Raw genomic sequence first — 18,175 nt, 5'->3', positions numbered from 1 at the left:
AGGTGGAACATGAGCGGCACCCTGGCGGAGAAGGTGTGGGACGCGCACGTCGTGCGCGAAGGCAGTGACGGGGCTCCCGACCTCCTCTACATCGACCTTCACCTCGTCCACGAGGTGACCAGCCCCCAGGCGTTCGAGGGCCTGCGGCTGGCGGGGCGTCAGGTGCGCCGACCGGACCTCACGATAGCGACCGAGGACCACAACACCCCGACGCTCGACATCGACCTGCCCATCGCGGACCGCACGAGCCGCACGCAGATCGAGACCCTGCGCCGCAACGCGGCGGAGTTCGGCGTCCGGATCCACTCCCTGGGCGACGCCGACCAGGGCATCGTCCACGTCGTCGGGCCGCAGCTCGGGCTGACGATGCCCGGCCTCACCGTCGTGTGCGGTGACTCCCACACGAGCACCCACGGCGCGTTCGGCGCGCTCGCCTTCGGCATCGGCACGAGCGAGGTCGAGCACGTCCTCGCGACCCAGACCCTGCCGCTCCAGCCGTTCAAGACGATGGCGATCAACGTCGACGGCACGCTGCCCGAGGGCACGACCGCCAAGGACATCATCCTCGCGATCATCGCCAAGATCGGCACCGGCGGCGGCCAGGGCTACGTCCTGGAGTACCGCGGCGAGGCCATCCGCTCCCTGTCGATGGAGGCGCGGATGACCATCTGCAACATGTCCATCGAGGCGGGCGCCCGCGCCGGCATGATCGCCCCCGACGAGACGACCTTCGCCTACCTCAAGGGCCGTCCCCACGCGCCCGAGGGCGCCGACTGGGACGCCGCCGTCGAGTACTGGCGGACCCTGCGCAGCGACGACGACGCCGTCTTCGACACCGAGGTCACCCTCGACGCGGCCGACCTCGAGCCCTTCGTCACGTGGGGCACCAACCCCGGCCAGGGCCTGCCGCTGTCCGCCAGCGTCCCCGACCCGGCAGCCATCGCCGACGAGGCGGACCGCGTCGCCGCCGAGCGCGCCCTGGAGTACATGGGCCTGCAGCCCGGCACCCCGCTGCGCGACATCCCCGTCGACACCGTCTTCATCGGCTCGTGCACGAACGGGCGGATCGAGGACCTGCGCGCCGTCGTCGACGTCATCAAGGGCCGCAGGAAGCACGACGACGTCCGCGTCCTCGTCGTCCCGGGCTCGGCCCGCGTCCGCCTCCAGGCCGAGGCCGAGGGGCTGGACAAGGTCTTCCTCGACTTCGGTGCCGAGTGGCGCAACGCCGGGTGCTCCATGTGCCTGGGCATGAACCCCGACCAGCTCAAGCCGGGGGAGCGGGCCGCCTCGACGTCCAACCGCAACTTCGAGGGCCGGCAGGGCAAGGGCGGGCGCACGCACCTCGTCTCCCCGCTCGTCGCCGCCGCGACCGCCATCCGGGGGACCCTGTCCTCGCCCGCCGACCTCGAGCCCGCCCGCGAGCTCGTCAACGCCTGAGAAACGCCGGAGTACATCACCATGGAGAAGTTCACCCAGCACACCGGCGTCGGCGTCCCCCTGCGCCGCAGCAACGTCGACACCGACCAGATCATCCCGGCGGTCTACCTCAAGCGCGTGACCCGCACCGGGTTCGAGGACGCCCTGTTCGCCGCGTGGCGGGGCGACCCCGAGTTCGTCCTCAACCAGGACGCCTACCGCAGCGGCTCGGTGCTCGTCGCCGGCCCGGACTTCGGCACCGGCTCCTCCCGTGAGCACGCCGTGTGGGCGCTGAAGGACTACGGCTTCAAGGCCGTCCTCGCCTCCCGGTTCGCCGACATCTTCCGTGGCAACTCGGGCAAGCAGGGCCTCGTGGCCGGCGTGCTCGCCCAGGAGGACGTCGAGCAGATCTGGAAGGTCCTGGAGACCGAGCCGGGCACCGAGGTGACCGTCGACCTCGTCTCGCGCACCGTGACCTGCGGGTCGGTCGTCGCGCAGTTCGAGATCGACGACTACACCCGCTGGCGCCTCATGGAGGGCCTGGACGACATCGGCCTCACCCTCCAGCACGAGGAGGACATCACCGCCTTCGAGCAGGAGCGCGCTGCCTGGCGGCCGAGGACCCTCCCGGCCAAGCACCTGCCGCCGGTGGAGATCAAGGCCGCCCGCTCCGTCGAGGAGGGCGTCCCCGCCCACGAGCAGGCACCCCTCCGCTGACCCGACCCGACCCCCTTCCGCCGAGCGCTGGATCCTGCACCAGCCCGGAGGAAGGGGGTTCGGCGTGCCCGCGCCCGCGCCATCCTCACCCACGTCGTCCCCGCCGAGAGCTGGATCCTGCCCGGTGCAGGATCCAGCGCTCGGCGGGATGGGGGGTTGGGGGATGGGGAGCGCGCGGGATCCGGCGGTCGGCGGGTGGGGTCAGGGGTGGGGTGGGGCCGCCGAGCCGCGGCGGACGAGGGGACAGGGGACGAGCTGCTCCCCGGTCGGCTCCCCGCCGTCGAGCTCGGCGATGAGGGCCCGGGCCGCGAGGCGGCCCATCTCCCGGTGCGGCAGCGCCATCGTCGTGAGCCCCGGGGTGAGCTCGCTGGAGACGACGTAGAGGTCGTCGAAGCCGATGACCGACAGGTCCTGGGGGATCCGCACGCCCCGGGCGGCGGCCGCCCGGTAGACGCCGATCGCCATCTGGTCGTTGAACGTGAAGACCGCCGTCGGCGGGTCGGGGGCGTCGAGCAGGACGGCGGCCGCCCGCTCACCACCCGCGGAGTCCGACCGCTCGCGCACGACGAGCCGCTCGTCGAGCTCCAGCCCGTGGGCCGCGAGGCGCGACTCGTAGCCGCGCTGCCGGCGGTCGACGGCAGGGCCGTCGTGCAGGTCGCGGACGAAGGCGATCCGCCGGTGCCCCAGGCGCACGAGCTCCTCGACCGCGTCCTCGGCGCCGGCCTGCTCGTCGGGAACGACGAACGTCGCCGTCCCGCTCACCGGGCGCGCGTCGAGCAGCACGGTGGGCAGCCCGTCGAGCACCTCGGGCAGCGTGACGGCGCGGTGGTACATCGTCGCGTAGAGCGCGCCCTCGACCTGCTGGCGGCGCAGCGCCCGCACGGCACGCTCCTCCAGCTGGGCGTCCCCGCCGGTGTTGACGAGCATGAGGAGGTAGCCCGCCTCCCACGCCGCCTCCTGCGCGCCCTGGATGAGCTCGCCGGCGTAGGGGGTGGTGGCGATGACGTCGCCGATGAACGCGAGGGTCCCCGAGCGCCGGGTGCGCAGCCCACGGGCGAAGGAGTTGGGCACGTAGCCCAGCTCGGCCGCGGCGGCGCGCACCCGGTCGCGGGTGCTGCCCGCCACCCGTGCCCCGGCCGTGTCGTTGAGCACGACGGACACCGTCGACGGCGCCACCCCGGCGAGCTCGGCGACGTCGCGGATGCGTGGCCTCCTCGTCACCACCGACCTCCTTTCTCGCCCCGACCTAGGCGGGCCGGAGGACCTCGATGCTCCCGTCGTCACGGACGACCACCGGCATCGGGTTGCTGATGCGCCCGCCGAACGCGCCGTCGGCGTCGACGTTCTCCCACGCGAGGAGGAACCAGGCGCCGTCGTGCTCGACGAAGCGTCCCGCGTACAGGCTCGCGTCGGGGTCGCCGAGGAGGAAGGGACCGTCGTCGAGGTGGAAGGGGCCGAGCGGTCCGGGGCCGGTGAGGATGTGGGTGCCGCCCTCGGCGGCGAAGCCGGGCCGTCCGCGTCGGGCGGCGCTGTGGTCGCCCGCGGTGAGGCAGAACGCGACGCGCCACGCCCCGCCGAGGTGGAGCAGCTGGGGGACCTCGAGGTGGAGGAACTCGCCGGGCTCGGAGACCGGGGGCAGCGCCTCCCAGGTGCGCAGGTCGTCGGAGACCGCGTGGCCGACGACGCCGCGCCCGTCGAGCGGGCCGTGGTTCGCGCGGGCGGTGAGGAGCATGTGGAAGCGCCCGGTCGTCGGCTCGTGCCACACCCACGGGTCGCGCCACGCCTCCTCGCGGAAGCCGTCGTGGAGGCGCTCGTACCACCGCGGGTCCGCCTCGAGGACCACGCCCTGCTTGGTCCAGGTGATGAGGTCGGTGGACGTCGCCAGGCCGATGCGCTGGACCGCGCCGTCCTCCGCCGTGGAGATGCCGGTGTAGAACATGTGCCACACGCCGTCGTGGCGCATGACGCTGCCGGTCCACGTCGCGAGGGAGTCGAAGTCCGCGCCCTCGCCGGGGCCGAGCGCGTCCGGCAGCACCGTCCAGCCGCGCAGGTCCCGGCTCACCGCGTGGCCGACGGTCGCGTTGCGGTGGCGCAGGTCGGGGTCGCCGAGCGACTTGGGGGCCTGGAGGTAGAAGACGTGGACGTCGGCGCCGTCGCGGGCCAACCAGAAGTCCCAGACCCAACGGTCGGGGAGGGCGAGTGACATCGGGAGTGCTGCTCCTTCTCCGTACGGACCGGCCGTGGGGGTCCCGCGCGGCCCTCGACGGGTGTGACCGTCGGCACCCTCCACCGCTGCCGAATCGATTCGGCAACATCGTGGCAGCGGTCTTGCGGGGGTGTCAACCAGGGCGGGGACGCGGTTGCGTGCCGTCTTCACCGACCCTTCACGCATACTCCTGGCGTCCTCACATCGGCGGCCTATGCTGGGTTGTCGGGCCGCGTGGGTCCGACGTAGGTCGATGAGGTGGGTATGAGCGCAGTACTGCAGGTGACCGGCGGGACGCCGCTGAAGGGCGACATCACGGTCCGGGGGGCGAAGAACTTCGTCTCCAAGGCCATGGTCGCGGCGTTGCTGGGCGAGTCCGCGTCCGAGCTGGCGAACGTCCCCCAGATCAAGGACGTCGAGGTCGTCTCCGGCCTGCTCCGCCTGCACGGCGTCCAGGTCGACTACGACTACGACGCCGGGGTCATCCGGCTGGACCCGAGCGACGTCGAGACGGCGCACGTCGCCGACATCGACGCCCACGCCGGCTCCAGCCGCATCCCGATCCTCTTCTGCGGACCGCTGCTGCACCGTCTCGGCGAGGCGTTCATCCCCGACCTCGGCGGCTGCCGGATCGGGGACCGGCCCATCGACTACCACCTCGCGATCCTGCGCGAGTTCGGCGCCGTCGTCGACAAGCGGCCCCAGGGCATCCACATCACCGCCCCGCGCGGGCTCACCGGCGCCAAGGTCGCCCTGCCCTACCCGAGCGTCGGCGCCACCGAGCAGCTCCTGCTCACCGCCGTGCGCGCCAAGGGCAAGACCGAGCTGAGCAACGCCGCCACCGAGCCGGAGATCATGGCGCTCATCGCCTTCCTCCAGCGCATGGGCGCGATCATCTCCGTCGACACCGACCGCGTCATCCGCATCGAGGGCGTCGACCGCCTCCACGGCGCGCGCTACACCGCGCTGGCGGACCGCATCGAGGCCGGCTCGTGGGCCTGCGCGGCGCTCGCCACCCGCGGCGACATCTTCGTCCGCGGCGCGGAGCAGCACGGGATGATGGCCTTCCTCAACACCTTCCGGAAGGTCGGCGGCGACTTCGAGGTGTGCGACGACGGCATCCGGTTCTGGCACTCCGGCGCCGACCTGTCCTCCATCGTCCTGGAGACCGACGTCCACCCCGGGTTCATGACCGACTGGCAGCAGCCGCTCGTCGTCGCGCTCACCCAGGCCAAGGGGCTGTCGATCGTCCACGAGACGGTCTACGAGAACCGCTTCGGGTTCACCGACGCGCTGCGTGGCATGGGCGCCCAGATCCAGGTCTACCGCGAGTGCCTCGGCGGCTCGCCGTGCCGCTTCGGGCACCGGAACTTCTACCACTCGGCCGTCGTCTCCGGCCCGACGCCGCTGACCGCCGCCGACATCGAGGTCCCGGACCTGCGGGGCGGGTTCTCCCACCTCATCGCGGCGCTCACCGCCGAGGGCACCTCGCGGGTGAGCGGGATCGACATCATCTACCGCGGCTACGAGAACTTCATGGGCAAGCTCCACGCCCTCGGCGCGGACGTCAAGCCGCTGGAGCTCCAGCCCGTCGGCTGACCCCCACGCGCGCACCTCACGGCCCGGCGATGACAAACGTCATCGCCGGGCCGTGTGTCGTCCACCGGAGCCGATGACACCCTGCACTGCCGGGCGCCCGGAACGCGGGGGAAGGTGGAGCCATGACCACCACCGACACCAGCTCCGTCATCACCGTCTCGGGAGTCCAGCGCCGCTACGGCACCGGCTCCTCCGCGTTCACCGCCGTGCGGGGCGTGGACCTCACCGTGCGCCGCGGGGAGCTCTTCGCGCTCCTCGGCACGAACGGCGCGGGCAAGACCTCCCTGCTCGAGGTCGTCGAGGGCATCGCCCCGGCGAGCGCCGGCACCGTCCGGGTGCTGGGGGAGGACCCCTACCGTGACCGGCACCTGGTGCGGCCCCGCACCGGGATCATGCTCCAGGAGGCCGGGTTCCCCGCCGACCTCACCACCGAGGAGACCGCGCGGATGTGGCACGGGACGCTCGGCTCCCCGATGCCCGTCGCTGCCGCGCTCGACCTCGTCGACCTCGGCCACCGGGCCGGCGTCCAGGTGAAGTCGCTGTCCGGCGGTGAGCGCCGCCGGCTCGACCTCGCGCTGGCCGTCATGGGCCGCCCGGAGATCCTCTTCCTCGACGAGCCGACCACCGGCCTGGACCCGCAGTCCCGCCGGGCCGCGTGGGAGCTCGTGCGCAACCTGCTCGAGGCCGGCACGACCGTCGTCCTCACGACGCACTACCTCGAGGAGGCCGAGGAGCTCGCCGACCGGCTGGCGATCATGCACCGCGGGGAGATCGTCCGCACCGGCACGGTCGCCGAGATCGTCGCCGATGAGCCCGCCCGGATCCGCTACCGCACCACGGCCGGCGACCTCGCCGACCCGCGCACGCTCCACGGCCTGCCCGCCCTGCTCACCGCCGGGCGCAGCCGCACCGGGCTCGTGGAGATCGAGTCGCTCGACCTGCAGGTCACCCTCGCCGCGCTCCTCGAGCGGGCGAACACCGCCGGTGAGGCGCTGACGAACCTCGAGGCGAGCCACGCCTCCCTCGAGCGTGCGTTCCTCGCCGTCGCGAACGAGGGGGAGGCCGCCGCGGCCGAGGCCCTCGCCCCCGCGAACGCCTGACCCGCCACCCCACCCACTCGCGACAGCAGACTTCCGCAAAGGACCACACCATGACCACCACAGCCCTCGCCCCGGCCACGGCCTCCGCGCCACGCGCCGGGCGCACCGCCCGCATCATGTCCCTCGTCCGCGCCGAGCTCACCCTGCTCGTGCGCAACCGCACCACCCTGTTCAACGCCGTGGCGCTCGCGCCGCTCACGGTCGTCTTCCTCGCCGCGCTCGACCTCGTGCCCGACGGCGCCGGCAGCGCCATCGCCGGGATGCTCGTCACGAGCCTCGCGGCCATCGCGCTCGTCATCGTCGTCTACTACAACCTCACGACGACGATCGTCGCCCGCCGCGAGGAGCTCGTCCTCAAGCGGCTGCTCACCGGGGACGTCTCCCGAACCGAGATCGTCGTCGCCACCGCGACTCCCGCCGTGGTCATCCTCCTGGCCCAGCTCGTCCTCGGCGTCGTCGCGTCCGGCATCTGGTTCGAGCTGCCGGGCGTGCAGAACCCGGCGCTCGTGGCCCTGGCGGTCGTCGGCGGGATCGTCGTCTTCACGCTCCTCGCGACGGCGTCCTCCGGGCTCACCCGCACCGTGGAGACGGCCCAGCTCACCACGCTGCCCGTCCTCCTCGCCGCCATGGCCCTGTCCGGGCTGGCCGTGCCGCTGCACGTCCTGCCCGACCTCGTCGAGCGGGTCGCGCAGTGGACCCCGATGTACCCGGTGGTCGCGCTCATGCAGCACGGGCTCGGCGCCGTCGCCCTCGACGGCACGGTGTCCTCCGGTGCCCTCGCCGACGTCACCCAGCCGATCGCCGCGCTCCTCGTGTGGGCGGTCCTCGGGGCCGTCGCGACCCAGCGCTGGATGCGCTGGGAGCCGCGTCGCTGACTGTCGGTCCGACCGCCGGTCCGGCCACGAGCCGGGCCGGCGGTCCGTCATGTCCCACGGGGTCGGTACTGTCGGCGGGAGCCGGAGAGGGAGGGACCGCATGGTGCGGATGATGGAGCTGTGGCGCCGCCGCACGGCACCCCAGCGGATGGAGACCTACACCCGCTGGACCCTCTACGTCCTGCTCGCGCTGCTCCCGTTCATGGCGCTGGTCCTCCTCGGTGCGACCGAGCCCGAGGAGCGCTCGCCGCTCGGGCTCATCGTCTTCGTCGGCACGTTCGCGGCGCAGACGGCCGCCGGCGTCGTCGTCCTGCGCGACGGCGTCACCGCCTACCGGGACAACGCCGCCCTGCCGCGGCGCCCGCTCACGGTGTTCCTCGTGCTCACCGCTGCGGCCGTGGCGGCCTGCCTCATGCTCGTCCCGGCGGAGGACGACTTCGGCTGGGCCGGCCGTGGTGGGGCACTCGTGCTCGTCCTGGCCTGTGCGCTCTGGGCCCTCGCGCCGGTCCTCACCTCAGTCGCCCTCCTGCCCGCCTCCGCCCTCGCGGGCGTGCTCGCCGCCCTCGCCAACCGCCCCGCCATGACGTGGACCGGCGTGGCGATCTCCATGGTGAGCTTCGGCATCGTCCTCGTCACGATCTCGCTGAGCTTCCGGATCTCGGTGTGGATGATGGGCGTGGTCTGGGAGCAGGAGCGCACCCGCCAGCTCCACGCCCGTCTCGCCGTGGCCGAGGAGCGGCTGCGCTTCTCGCGCGACCTGCACGACGTCCTGGGGCGCGCGCTGTCGGCCATGGCGCTCAAGAGCGAGCTCGGCGCCGAGCTCAGCCGCCGCGGTCAGGGCGAGCGCGCCGCCGAGCAGATGCTCGAGGTGCGCGAGCTGGCCAACGAGTCGCTGCGCGAGGTGCGCGCCGTCGTCGCCGGCTACCGCCAGGCCGACCTGCCCACCGAGCTCGCCGGTGCCCGCTCGATGCTCCGCTCGGCCGGCGTGCGCACCCGCGTCATCGGCGAGGACACCGTCCTGCCGCCCGGCGCGCAGTCCGCGCTCGGCTGGGTGGTCCGCGAGGGCGCGACGAACGTCGTGCGCCACTCCTCGGCCGGCACGTGCACGATCGACCTCGCGATCGTCGAGGAGGGCGTCGCCCCGGCCGCCCAGCTGACGATGACCAACGACGGCGTGAGCGGCCCGCCGTCCGCAGGCTCCGGCCTGCTCGGTCTCTCCGAGCGGCTGGCGCGCCTCGGCGGCTCGCTCACCACGGGTGTCTCGGGAGACACCTTCACCCTGCGGGCACGCGTCCCGCTCGACACCGCCGACCTCACGGAGGGCTCGTGATCCGCATCCTGCTCGCCGACGACGAGAACCTCATCCGCGACGCGCTCGCCGGGCTGCTGGGCCTGGAGGAGGACATCGAGGTCGTCGCCCAGGCCGCCTCCGGGCCGGAGGCCGTGGCCGCGGGCCGCCACCACAAGCCGGACGTCGCCGTGCTCGACCTCCAGATGCCCGGCCTGGACGGCATCGCCGTCGCGCAGCAGCTCGCGGCCGACGTGCCGGGCTGCCGCTCGGTCATCGTCACCAGCCACGGGCGCCCCGGCTACCTCAAGCGGGCGCTCGAGGCAGGCGTGTCGGCCTTCGTGCCCAAGACCGTCTCGGGCCGGGTGCTCGCCGACGTCGTGCGCCAGGTGCGCGCCGGCGGACGCTACGTCGACCCGGAGCTCGCGGCCGAGGCGATCAGCGCGGGGGACTCCCCGCTCACCCCGCGCGAGGCCGACGTCCTCGAGCTCGCGGTCGACGGCACGCCGGTCGAGGAGATCGCCCAGCGGGCCCACCTCAGTCCCGGCACGGTCCGCAACTACCTCTCCTCGGCGGCGATGAAGCTCGGCGCGGCGAACCGCCACGAGGCCGTCCAGGTGGCCCGGCGGCACGGCTGGATCTGAGGCCGGCGCGACTGGACCGACGGAGGAACGTCCTCGCACCTCGCGCAGGATGACAGGGCGGCTTCCGTCCGATAACCGGAATCGCTTTCCGTGCCATTTCCTCTCGCAAAAGGAATGGGCCTTCGGCAATTGCGGGCGACATTAGCCGACAGAAGTGTCGCCGCCCATGGACGGCCTGTTGTCACGGCCCTCGCACCTCGCTAGCGTCCAGCGCGTCGGGGGGCGACAGCCGTACTGGACGACGTCGTTCGCCGGCATTTCTTCCGGACGTGAGTGCGTCCTATGTGCGCGTGTACCGGCTTCCAGTCGTAGGACGTCATCACCACGATGAAGTGAGGATGTGCAGTCATGAGAGAACCCGTCCCGAGAACTCGGGTCGCAGTTTCCGTCGGAGCCGTCGCCGCGCTCGGCCTGGGCCTGCTCGCAGCCGCACCGGCGTACGCCGACGCGAGCAGCGCGCAGATCGCCGACTCCGTCGTCATCGTCGAGACCCTCGACGAGGGCGCCAAGGTGACGGCGCTCGCCGTCCAGTACTCCACCGAGCTCGACTTCGGTGACGTGCTCCCCGACCCCGACGCGTTCGCCGTCACCGCGAACCTCGTCGGCTCCACCGCGGGCAACACGTCCAACCAGGCCCGCACCGTCACCCACGCCTATCTCAACGACGCGCCCGAGCGGTCGGCCGACCGCACCAACACCGCGGGGGACTGGGTCATCCTCGAGCTCTCGCGGTACGACCCCAACGCGGCGGTGCTCTACTACACCGGCGTCAACAACCAGTACCGGCTCGACGGCGCGTACACCGTGCGCCAGACGGCCGACCTCGTCGGCGACGACGAGACAGTCCCCGCCCGCACGACGACGGTCGTCAACACTGCCGTCACGCGCGGCGTCGTCGACGACTTCTCCGTCGAGCAGTGGGAGGGAGAGGGCTCCGACTTCGCCTACCGCCTGTTCCAGCCCGAGGCGGTGCGCGACGGCGAGGACGACGGCACGCTCTACCCGCTCGTCCTCGCCCTCCACGGGGCGGGGGAGTCGGGCACCGACAACGCCGCCCAGCTCCTCGCCAACCGGCTCGTCACCTCCTGGGCCGAGCCCGAGGCACAGGCCGAGCACCCCGCGTTCGTCCTCGCGCCCCAGCGCCACCCGGACTTCCAGTGGGGCAACGACGAGGGCCGCGCGGCGCTGTTCGCCATGGTGGAGCACGCCAAGGAGACGCTCCCGGTCGACCCCGAGCGGGTGTACATCACCGGCATCTCGATGGGCTCGATCGGCACGTGGAACATGCTGTTCGACGACCCGTCCCCCTTCGCCGCGGCGGTGACGGTCGCCTACGGCCCGGGTGACCACCCCGGGCTGGCAGACGTCGTCGACCTGCCGATCTGGCAGTTCCACTCCGAGGACGACGGCACCGTCCCCGTCGCCGGCGTGCGTCAGTCCGTCGTCGGGCTCGAGCGGCTCGGGGTCGACGTCGTCCAGCGCGAGTGGCCGGGCAACCTGCCGCTCGCCGAGGCGACGGCGCTCCAGACGGAGCAGTGGAACGCGGCGCGGGACCGCGGGGCCCACCACCTCGTGACGATCTTCCCCACGGGGACGACCGGCACCCCGCCCGACGCCGACGGCCCGAGCATCCCGCTCAACGGCCACTTCTCCTGGGTGCCGGCCTACAACAACCCGGTCACCCACGACTGGCTGATGTCCCAGGTGCGGGGCGCCACCCAGCCCGTCACCGGGGAGACGTCGGCGAGCTTCGACGTCACGGTCGGGATCCCCGAGACGGGCGGACTCGCCGTCGCGGTCGGGGCCGGGCAGGTCGACCTCGGGATGGCCGAGCTCGACTCCTCGCTCACCCTGCTCGCGGCGTCCGGTGAGATGCCGACCATCACGGTGGCCGACACCCGTCCGGCCGACCCAGGATGGTCGCTCACCGCCGAGGTGAGCGACTTCCGGGCCGGACCGGCGGTGCTCGACGGGCGATACCTCGGGGTCACGCCCCGGGTGCTGTCCCAGGCGCCCGGTCAGGAGGTGACGCCCGGTGCGCCGGTCGCCCCCGGTGACGGGTTCACCGAGGGCACGACCCTCGCGACGGCCGCCCCCGGTGGCGGCCGCGGCACGACGACGGTCGGCGGGGAGCTGCTCCTGCACGCCCCGACGTCGACGGTCCCCGGCGACTACGTCGCCCAGGTGACGGTCACCGTCTTCTAGCACCACACCGCCGGTGCGGGAGGGCCAGTGCCCTCCCGCACCGGCGGCACCGCACCGAGGAGGACCGATGAGACGACTGATCACCGCGGTGGCCCTGCTCGCCGCGACCACCCTGCCGCCGGCGGCAGCGGCCCAGGAGGAGCCCGCGCCACCGCCCGCCGCCTGGGAGGTGCTGCCCGCCCCGGACGACGCCGGACCCCGCGAGGCCTTCGAGCTCACCCTCGACCCCGGTGCGGTCCACGAGGACACCGTGCTCGTGCGCAACCGGGGCGAGGAGGAGATCACGGTCGACGTGTGGGCCACCGACGCCGTCACCACCCCCTCGGGGGAGCTCGGCCTCCTCCTCGCCGAGGACACCCCTCGCTTCGCCGGCGCGTGGATCACCCCGCAGGCCGCGCAGGTCACGCTCGCCCCGGGTGAGGAGACGGCCGTCCCGTTCACCGTCGCCGTGCCGGGCAACGAGCAGCCGGGTGACTACCTCGCCGGCGTCGTCGTCTCCATGCCGCGGGAGGAGACGACGAGCACCGGCCAGCGCGTCCTCGTCGAGGCGCGGGTCGCGAGCCGCGTGTACCTCCGGGTGCCGGGCGACCTCGCGCCCTCGATGCAGGTCTCCGACCTCACCCTCACCCGCGACGCACCGTGGTGGAACTTCTGGTCGGGTGAGACGCGCCTGGACTTCACGGTGACGAACACCGGCAACGCACGGCTCGTCCCGCAGTCGGCCGCGACCGTCGCCGGGCCGCTCGGGACGATGCGCGCGGACGTGGCTGCCGGGCCGATCCCCGAGCTCATGCCCGGTGACAGCCTGCGCGCGTCCGAGCTCACCGGGTTGGCCGACTCCCTCGTCCTGCCCTCGGTGCCCGCCTGGGGCGTGCTCACGGCCGACCTGTCGGTCCTCGGCCGGCTGAGCGTGGGCCCCGACGCCGTCCGGGACACCGCCGAGGTCACCACCCTCGCGGTGCCGTGGCTCCCCGCGGCCGCCGTGCTCCTCGTCCTCGCGCTCACCGTCCGGCGGCTCGTGCGGGCCGTCCGACGCCGGCGCGCCCGCCGGGCGGCCGGCTCCGGGGACCCTGTGGTGAAGGGGAGCGGCGTCGTCGCGGACGTGACGGTGCCCACCCGGTGAGCGCACGGAGGCCCGCACGGCCGGCGATACGATCCGAGAATGGCTCGTCCCGTCCCGCTGCTCTACACGCTCGCCGCCGGTGTCCTCCGTCCGATCCTCCGAGCGGGGATGAGAGTGGACTGGCGCGGCGCCGAGCACCTGCCGGCCGAGGGCGGCTTCATCGCCGCCGGCAACCACCTGACGAACCTCGACGCGCTCGTGCTGGCCCACTTCCTCTACAACAACGGCGCGGCCCCGCGCTTCCTCGCCAAGCACTCCCTGTTCAAGGTGCCGGTCCTCGGGTGGGCGCTGCGCAAGGTCGGCCAGATCCCGGTCCGACGCAACACCAGCGCCGCCCGCGAGTCCCTCGAGCCGGCGCGACAGGCGCTCGCCGATGGCCTGTGCGTGGGGATCTTCCCCGAGGGCACCTTCACCCGGGACCCGGACCTGTGGCCGATGACGGCACGCTCCGGCGTCGGCCGCCTCGCCCTGTCCGTGCGCGTCCCGGTGATCCCGGTCGCGCTGTGGGGCGTCCAGGACGTGCTGGCCCCCTTCGCGACGGTGCCCCACCCGGTCCCGCGCCGGCGGGTGACGGTGTACGCCGGTCCTCCCGTCGACCTCGACGACCTCTACGACCGGGCGGAGGAGCCGGAGGCCCACCGCGAGGCGACCGCGCGCATCATGGCCACCCTCACCGCGATGCTCGCCGAGCTGCGTGAGGCGCAGCCGCCCGCCCGCCCGTACGACATCCGCCGCGACGGCGACCCGCGCGCCGAGCAGCTCGCCGCCCGCGCCGCCCGCAAGGCCGAGCGCCGCGCCGCGCGCAGGACCGCCGCGTGAGCCGCGCGGCAGTCCTCGGCACCGGCAGCTGGGGCACGACGTTCGCGGCCGTCCTGGCCGACGCCGGCAACGACGTCACCGTGTGGGGACGCTCCCCGCAGACGTGCCGGCAGATCACCGAGGAGCACCGCAACGAGCGCTACCTGCCGGGCATCGAGCTCCCGCACGGCGTGCGCGCCACGACCGACCTCCGCGCCGCCGTCGAGGGGGCGGAGGTCGTCGCCGTCGCGGTGCCCTCGCAGGCCGTGCGCGCCGTCCTCGCCGACGTCGGCCCCGCACTGGCGTCCGACGCCGTCGTCGTCTCGCTCATGAAGGGCGTGGAGCCGGGCACGGGGGAGCGGATGAGCGAGGTCCTGCGTGAGGCGCTCGGCCTGGACGAGCGGCGGATCGCCGTCGTCTCCGGACCCAACCTCGCCCGCGAGATCGCCGCCCACCAGCCCACCGCCACCGTCGTCGCGGCCACCGACGAGCAGACCGCGGCACGCGTGGCCCACGCGTGCGCGACGCCGTACTTCCGCCCCTACACCCACGCCGACGTCGTCGGCGCCGAGCTCGGCGGTGCGGTGAAGAACGTCATCGCGCTCGCGGTCGGCATGGCCCAGGGCCGCGGCTTCGGCGACAACACGACGGCGACGATCATCACCCGCGGCCTGGCCGAGACGACCCGGCTCGGCCTGGCGCTCGGTGCGCAGGCGGAGACGCTCGCGGGGCTCGCGGGGCTCGGGGACCTCGTCGCGACGTGCGCCTCGCGGCTGTCGCGCAACCACACGCTCGGGCGGCACGTCGGTGAGGGCATGACGCTCGCGGAGGCGACCGCCGCCACCGGTGGCACCGCGGAGGGCGTGCGCACGTGTCGCGCCGTCCTCGAGCTCGCCGCCGCCCACGACGTGGAGATGCCCATCACCCAGGCGGTCGCGGCCGTGCTCCACGAGGGGCTGCCGGTGCCGGAGATGACGGCGGCGCTGCTCTCCCGGCCCCGCAAGGCCGAGCAGGCGTGACCTCGCCGGCGGGGCGTCCCCGCCGGCGAGGTGGGCCGGTCAGTCCTCGGCGATGTCGATGACGAGGCGGGCGGGGTTCGACAGGGTGAGGACCCGGTAGTCGGCCGGCCCGCCGTCGACACCGATGAACAGCTGGGTGAGGCCCTCGAAGGTCCCGAGGTAGTGGACCTCCTCGATGACGTCCGACCCGTCGACAGGGCCCTGGGACACGTAGTGCGCCTCGCCCTCGTCGGGGTAGCGGGTGCCCGAGACGTAGACGCTGAGGATGGCGTCACCGGCGACGTCGACGCGCTCGCCGCGGCCGTCCTCGATCGCCTCGGTGACGTACTCGGTCTGCCAGCCGGGAACGCCCTCACCCTCGAGGTCGATGACGACGCGCTCGTAGCCCTCGTGGTCCCCGACCCGCAGGTCGACCGGCAGGAGCAGGTCGCCGCTGGGCTCGGACGTCCGCGGCGTGCCCGCCGGCTCGAACGGCGGCAGCGCCGACTGGTCGGTCTCCTCGCCGGACGGCTCGCCGGTGGGTGCCGTGGTCGTGGCGTCCTCGGTCGGCGTGGCAGACCCGGGCTCGGTGGTCGGCTCGGTCCCCACCGGCGGGGTGGTCGTCCCGCCGGGGCTCGGCTCGGTGTCCTCGCCGCAGGCGGCCAGACCGAGGGCGAGCACGGAGGCGGTCGCCGCGGTGAGGAGACGGCGTCGCACGTCGTGCCGGGTCGTCATGGTGGTGCCTTCCTGTTGGCCGTCGTCGGGATCCCGATGCTAGTCCCGCGCCGCCGCGGCGAGGCCGAGGGCGAGGTCGGCCCACAGGTCCTCGACGTCCTCGATGCCCACCGACAGGCGCAGGAGGTCGACCGGGACCGTGGGCGCCTCGGAGGCGAACCGGCGGCGCCGCTCGAGGCTGGACTCCACTCCGCCCAGGCTCGTGGCCGGCACCCACAGCCGGACCGCGCCGGCGAGCGCGTCGGCCCCCGCCTGCCCGCCGCGCGGGCGCAGCGTGAGGATCGAGCCGTAGCCCTCCATCTGCGCGCCGGCGAGCTCGTGCTGCGGGTGGCTGGGCAGCGACGGGTGCCCGACGGCGACGACGTCGGGGTGGTCGGCGAGGCGCCGGGCGAGCTCGGCGGCGTTGGCCTGCGAGCGCTCCACGCGCAGGGCGAGGGTCCGCAGGCCACGCAGCGCGAGCCACGTCTCCCACGGCCCGGCGATCCCGCCGACGATGTCCCGGGTGGCGCGCACGGCGTCGTAGAGCTCGCGCGAGGAGGTGACGACGGCGCCGAGGATGAGGTCGGAGTGCCCCGAGAGGTACTTGCTCACCGAGTGGACGACGACGTCGGCACCGAGCTCCAGCGGCCGCTGCGCGAGCGGCGTGGCGAACGTGTTGTCGACCGCGACGAGCGCGCCGGCGGCGTGGGCGGCCGCACTGACCTCGCGGATGTCGGCGACCTCGAGCATCGGGTTGGTCGGCGTCTCGACCCAGACCAGGGAGGTGGGACCGCCGGTGATGGCCGCGCGGACGGCCGCGGTGTCGGCGATGTCGACCTCGACGACCTCGACCGCGCTGCGCCCGGCCAGCCGGTGCGCTGCGACGAGGGTGGCGTGGTAGGCGTGGCGCGGCACGACGAGCCGGCTGCCCGGGCGGGTGAGGTCGAGCGCCGCGCTCACCGCGGCCATGCCGGAGGCGAACACGAGCGCGGGCTCGCTCGCCCGCTCGAGACCGGCGAGCGCTTCCTCGAAGGGCTCCCAGGTCTCGGTGCCGAGGCGGGTGTAGACGTGGCGCCCCGGCTGCACCTCCCCGCGGCCGACGTAGGTGGAGGAGAGCACGACCGGCGGGTTGACCGGCGCGCCCTCGGTGCGCTCCGGGCGTCCGGCGACGACGGCGTACGTGCTGGGGCTGAGGTCCGCGTTCACCCGGCCAGCGTATGCGGTGGCACCGACACGCCCGCCGGTGTCCGGAGGGTGGCCGAGGGCTCAGGCGGCGGGTTGGGAGGGCGGTCGCGCCACCCGCGGGTAGTCTCACGAACGATGAGCGACTCACCCACGCCCGCCACCCCCGCCGCGACCCCGGACGCCACCGCGACCGAGGGCCCGCCGCGCCGCACCCGGATCGCCCTCGTCTTCGGAGGGCGCAGCGGGGAGCACGCGATCAGCTGTGCCACCGCCGCCGGTGTCCTGCGCGCCCTGGACCGGGAGCGTTACGACGTCCTGCCCATCGGCATCACGCCCTCGGGCCAGTGGGTGCTCGCCCCGGACGACCCCGACATGCTCTCGATCGCCGGCTCCGACCTGCCCGAGGTGGTCAGCGCGGCCGGCGACGTCGTCCTGCCGATGGCGACCTCCGACCGCGAGCTCATCGTCTCGGAGCACGGCAAGCTGCCCCGGAGCCTGGGGGAGGTCGACGTCGTCTTCCCGGTGCTCCACGGACCCTACGGCGAGGACGGCACGCTCCAGGGCCTGCTCGAGCTCGCCCACCTGCCCTACGTCGGCTCCGGCGTGCTCGCCTCGGCGGTGGGCATGGACAAGCACTACATGAAGGTCGTGCTCGCCGGGCACGGGCTGCCCGTCGGCCCGTACACCGTCATCACCCCGCGGCTGTGGCGCACCGACCCGGAGGCCGCGACCGACGCCGTCGAGAGCCTCGGCTTCCCGGTCTTCGTCAAGCCCGCCCGGGCCGGGTCCTCCCTCGGCATCAGCAAGGTGGAGAGTCGCCAGGACCTGGCCGCCGCCGTCGCCGAGGCCCAGCGGCACGACCCCAAGGTCATCGTCGAGGCGGCGATCGAGGGGCGCGAGATCGAGTGCGCCGTCCTCGGGGGGCGCGGCGACCAGCCCGCCCGCACGGCGCTGCCCGGTGAGATCGCCGTCTCCGGCCACGACTTCTACGACTTCGAGGCCAAGTACATCGACGCCGCGCACGTGCGGCTCAGCTGCCCGGCGGAGCTGCCCGAGGACGTCATCGCGCGGGTGCGCGAGCTCGCCGCGGAGGCCTTCGAGGCCCTCGGGTGCGAGGGCCTCGCCCGCGTGGACTTCTTCGTCTCGCCCACCGGCGCGGTGACGGTCAACGAGGTCAACACGATGCCCGGCTTCACCCCGTTCTCCATGTACCCGCTCATGTGGGAGCGGAGCGGGATGAGCTACGCAGAGCTGGTCGACGAGCTCGTCCAGCTCGCCCTCGAGCGGCCCGTCGGCCTGCGCTAGGG

Annotated in this window: 16 protein-coding genes; 12 read left to right on the top strand and 4 right to left on the bottom strand. The window is 73.7% G+C overall.

The features are described from left to right. Positions 1-9 precede the first annotated feature (9 nt). A complete protein-coding gene (gene leuC, locus FE251_RS11085) occupies positions 10-1,437 on the top strand; it encodes a 3-isopropylmalate dehydratase large subunit (RefSeq protein WP_139072026.1) in 1,428 nt (475 codons plus the stop codon). Positions 1,438-1,458: 21 nt separating this feature from the next. Continuing rightward, positions 1,459-2,133 (top strand): 3-isopropylmalate dehydratase small subunit, encoded by a 675-nt coding sequence (leuD, locus tag FE251_RS11080; RefSeq protein WP_139948787.1) that lies wholly within the window; start codon positions 1,459-1,461, stop codon positions 2,131-2,133. A gap of 201 nt (positions 2,134-2,334) precedes the next feature. Here the strand turns inward: leuD and FE251_RS11075 are convergent, their stop codons facing one another. Both FE251_RS11075 and FE251_RS11070 read right to left on the bottom strand, forming a co-directional pair. After that, positions 2,335-3,354, bottom strand: a complete 1,020-nt coding sequence (locus tag FE251_RS11075) for a LacI family DNA-binding transcriptional regulator (RefSeq protein WP_139948786.1) — start codon at positions 3,352-3,354, stop codon at positions 2,335-2,337. Positions 3,355-3,379: 25 nt separating this feature from the next. Next, positions 3,380-4,339, bottom strand: coding sequence for a glycoside hydrolase family protein (locus FE251_RS11070; protein ID WP_139948785.1), 960 nt, complete (start codon positions 4,337-4,339; stop codon positions 3,380-3,382). Positions 4,340-4,603: 264 nt separating this feature from the next. Here FE251_RS11070 and murA point away from each other — a divergent pair, with 264 nt between their 5' ends. The 9 genes from murA to FE251_RS11025 all read left to right on the top strand — a co-directional run bounded on the left by murA (position 4,604) and on the right by FE251_RS11025 (position 14,990). Beyond that, the gene (gene murA, locus FE251_RS11065; RefSeq protein ID WP_139948784.1) at positions 4,604-5,938 is read left to right on the top strand and encodes a UDP-N-acetylglucosamine 1-carboxyvinyltransferase; all 1,335 of its coding nucleotides are present in this window, start codon (positions 4,604-4,606) and stop codon (positions 5,936-5,938) included. A gap of 122 nt (positions 5,939-6,060) precedes the next feature. Then, a complete protein-coding gene (locus FE251_RS11060; RefSeq protein ID WP_139072021.1) occupies positions 6,061-7,038 on the top strand; it encodes an ABC transporter ATP-binding protein in 978 nt (325 codons plus the stop codon). Positions 7,039-7,088: 50 nt separating this feature from the next. After that, the gene (locus FE251_RS11055) at positions 7,089-7,913 is read left to right on the top strand and encodes an ABC transporter permease (RefSeq protein ID WP_139948783.1); all 825 of its coding nucleotides are present in this window, start codon (positions 7,089-7,091) and stop codon (positions 7,911-7,913) included. Between the two features lie 100 nt (positions 7,914-8,013). Then, positions 8,014-9,243, top strand: a complete 1,230-nt coding sequence (locus FE251_RS11050) for a sensor histidine kinase (RefSeq protein ID WP_139948782.1) — start codon at positions 8,014-8,016, stop codon at positions 9,241-9,243. Further along, on the top strand, positions 9,240-9,845 hold the full coding sequence (locus FE251_RS11045; protein WP_139072019.1) for a response regulator transcription factor: 606 nt from the start codon (positions 9,240-9,242) through the stop codon (positions 9,843-9,845). Before FE251_RS11050 ends, FE251_RS11045 begins: the two co-directional genes overlap by 4 nt. 348 nt (positions 9,846-10,193) lie before the next feature. Continuing rightward, entirely contained in the window at positions 10,194-12,050 is a 1,857-nt protein-coding gene (locus FE251_RS11040) for a hypothetical protein (RefSeq protein ID WP_139948781.1), read from the top strand. Positions 12,051-12,117: 67 nt separating this feature from the next. Beyond that, on the top strand, positions 12,118-13,173 hold the full coding sequence (locus FE251_RS11035) for a WxL protein peptidoglycan domain-containing protein (RefSeq protein WP_139948780.1): 1,056 nt from the start codon (positions 12,118-12,120) through the stop codon (positions 13,171-13,173). Between the two features lie 39 nt (positions 13,174-13,212). After that, on the top strand, positions 13,213-13,992 hold the full coding sequence (locus FE251_RS11030) for a lysophospholipid acyltransferase family protein (protein ID WP_139072541.1): 780 nt from the start codon (positions 13,213-13,215) through the stop codon (positions 13,990-13,992). Beyond that, complete coding sequence (locus FE251_RS11025) at positions 13,989-14,990, top strand: NAD(P)H-dependent glycerol-3-phosphate dehydrogenase (RefSeq protein ID WP_139948779.1); 1,002 nt, start codon at positions 13,989-13,991, stop codon at positions 14,988-14,990. The genes FE251_RS11030 and FE251_RS11025 overlap by 4 nt, the downstream gene beginning before the upstream one ends. 39 nt (positions 14,991-15,029) lie before the next feature. Here FE251_RS11025 and FE251_RS11020 read toward each other — a convergent pair whose 3' ends face one another. Then, the gene (locus tag FE251_RS11020) at positions 15,030-15,704 is read right to left on the bottom strand and encodes an AMIN-like domain-containing (lipo)protein (RefSeq protein ID WP_139948778.1); all 675 of its coding nucleotides are present in this window, start codon (positions 15,702-15,704) and stop codon (positions 15,030-15,032) included. Between the two features lie 39 nt (positions 15,705-15,743). Next, on the bottom strand, positions 15,744-16,889 hold the full coding sequence (locus FE251_RS11015; RefSeq protein ID WP_139948777.1) for a trans-sulfuration enzyme family protein: 1,146 nt from the start codon (positions 16,887-16,889) through the stop codon (positions 15,744-15,746). Positions 16,890-17,003: 114 nt separating this feature from the next. Here FE251_RS11015 and FE251_RS11010 point away from each other — a divergent pair, with 114 nt between their 5' ends. Next, positions 17,004-18,173: a D-alanine--D-alanine ligase family protein gene (locus FE251_RS11010; protein WP_139072545.1), complete on the top strand. Its 1,170-nt coding sequence runs from the start codon at positions 17,004-17,006 to the stop codon at positions 18,171-18,173. Positions 18,174-18,175 lie beyond the last annotated feature (2 nt).

Origin of the sequence: Georgenia wutianyii (assembly GCF_006349365.1) — a bacterium.
Taxonomy (GTDB): Bacteria; Actinomycetota; Actinomycetes; order Actinomycetales; family Actinomycetaceae; genus Oceanitalea; species Oceanitalea wutianyii.
This window is presented reverse-complemented; position numbering and strand designations above follow the sequence as displayed.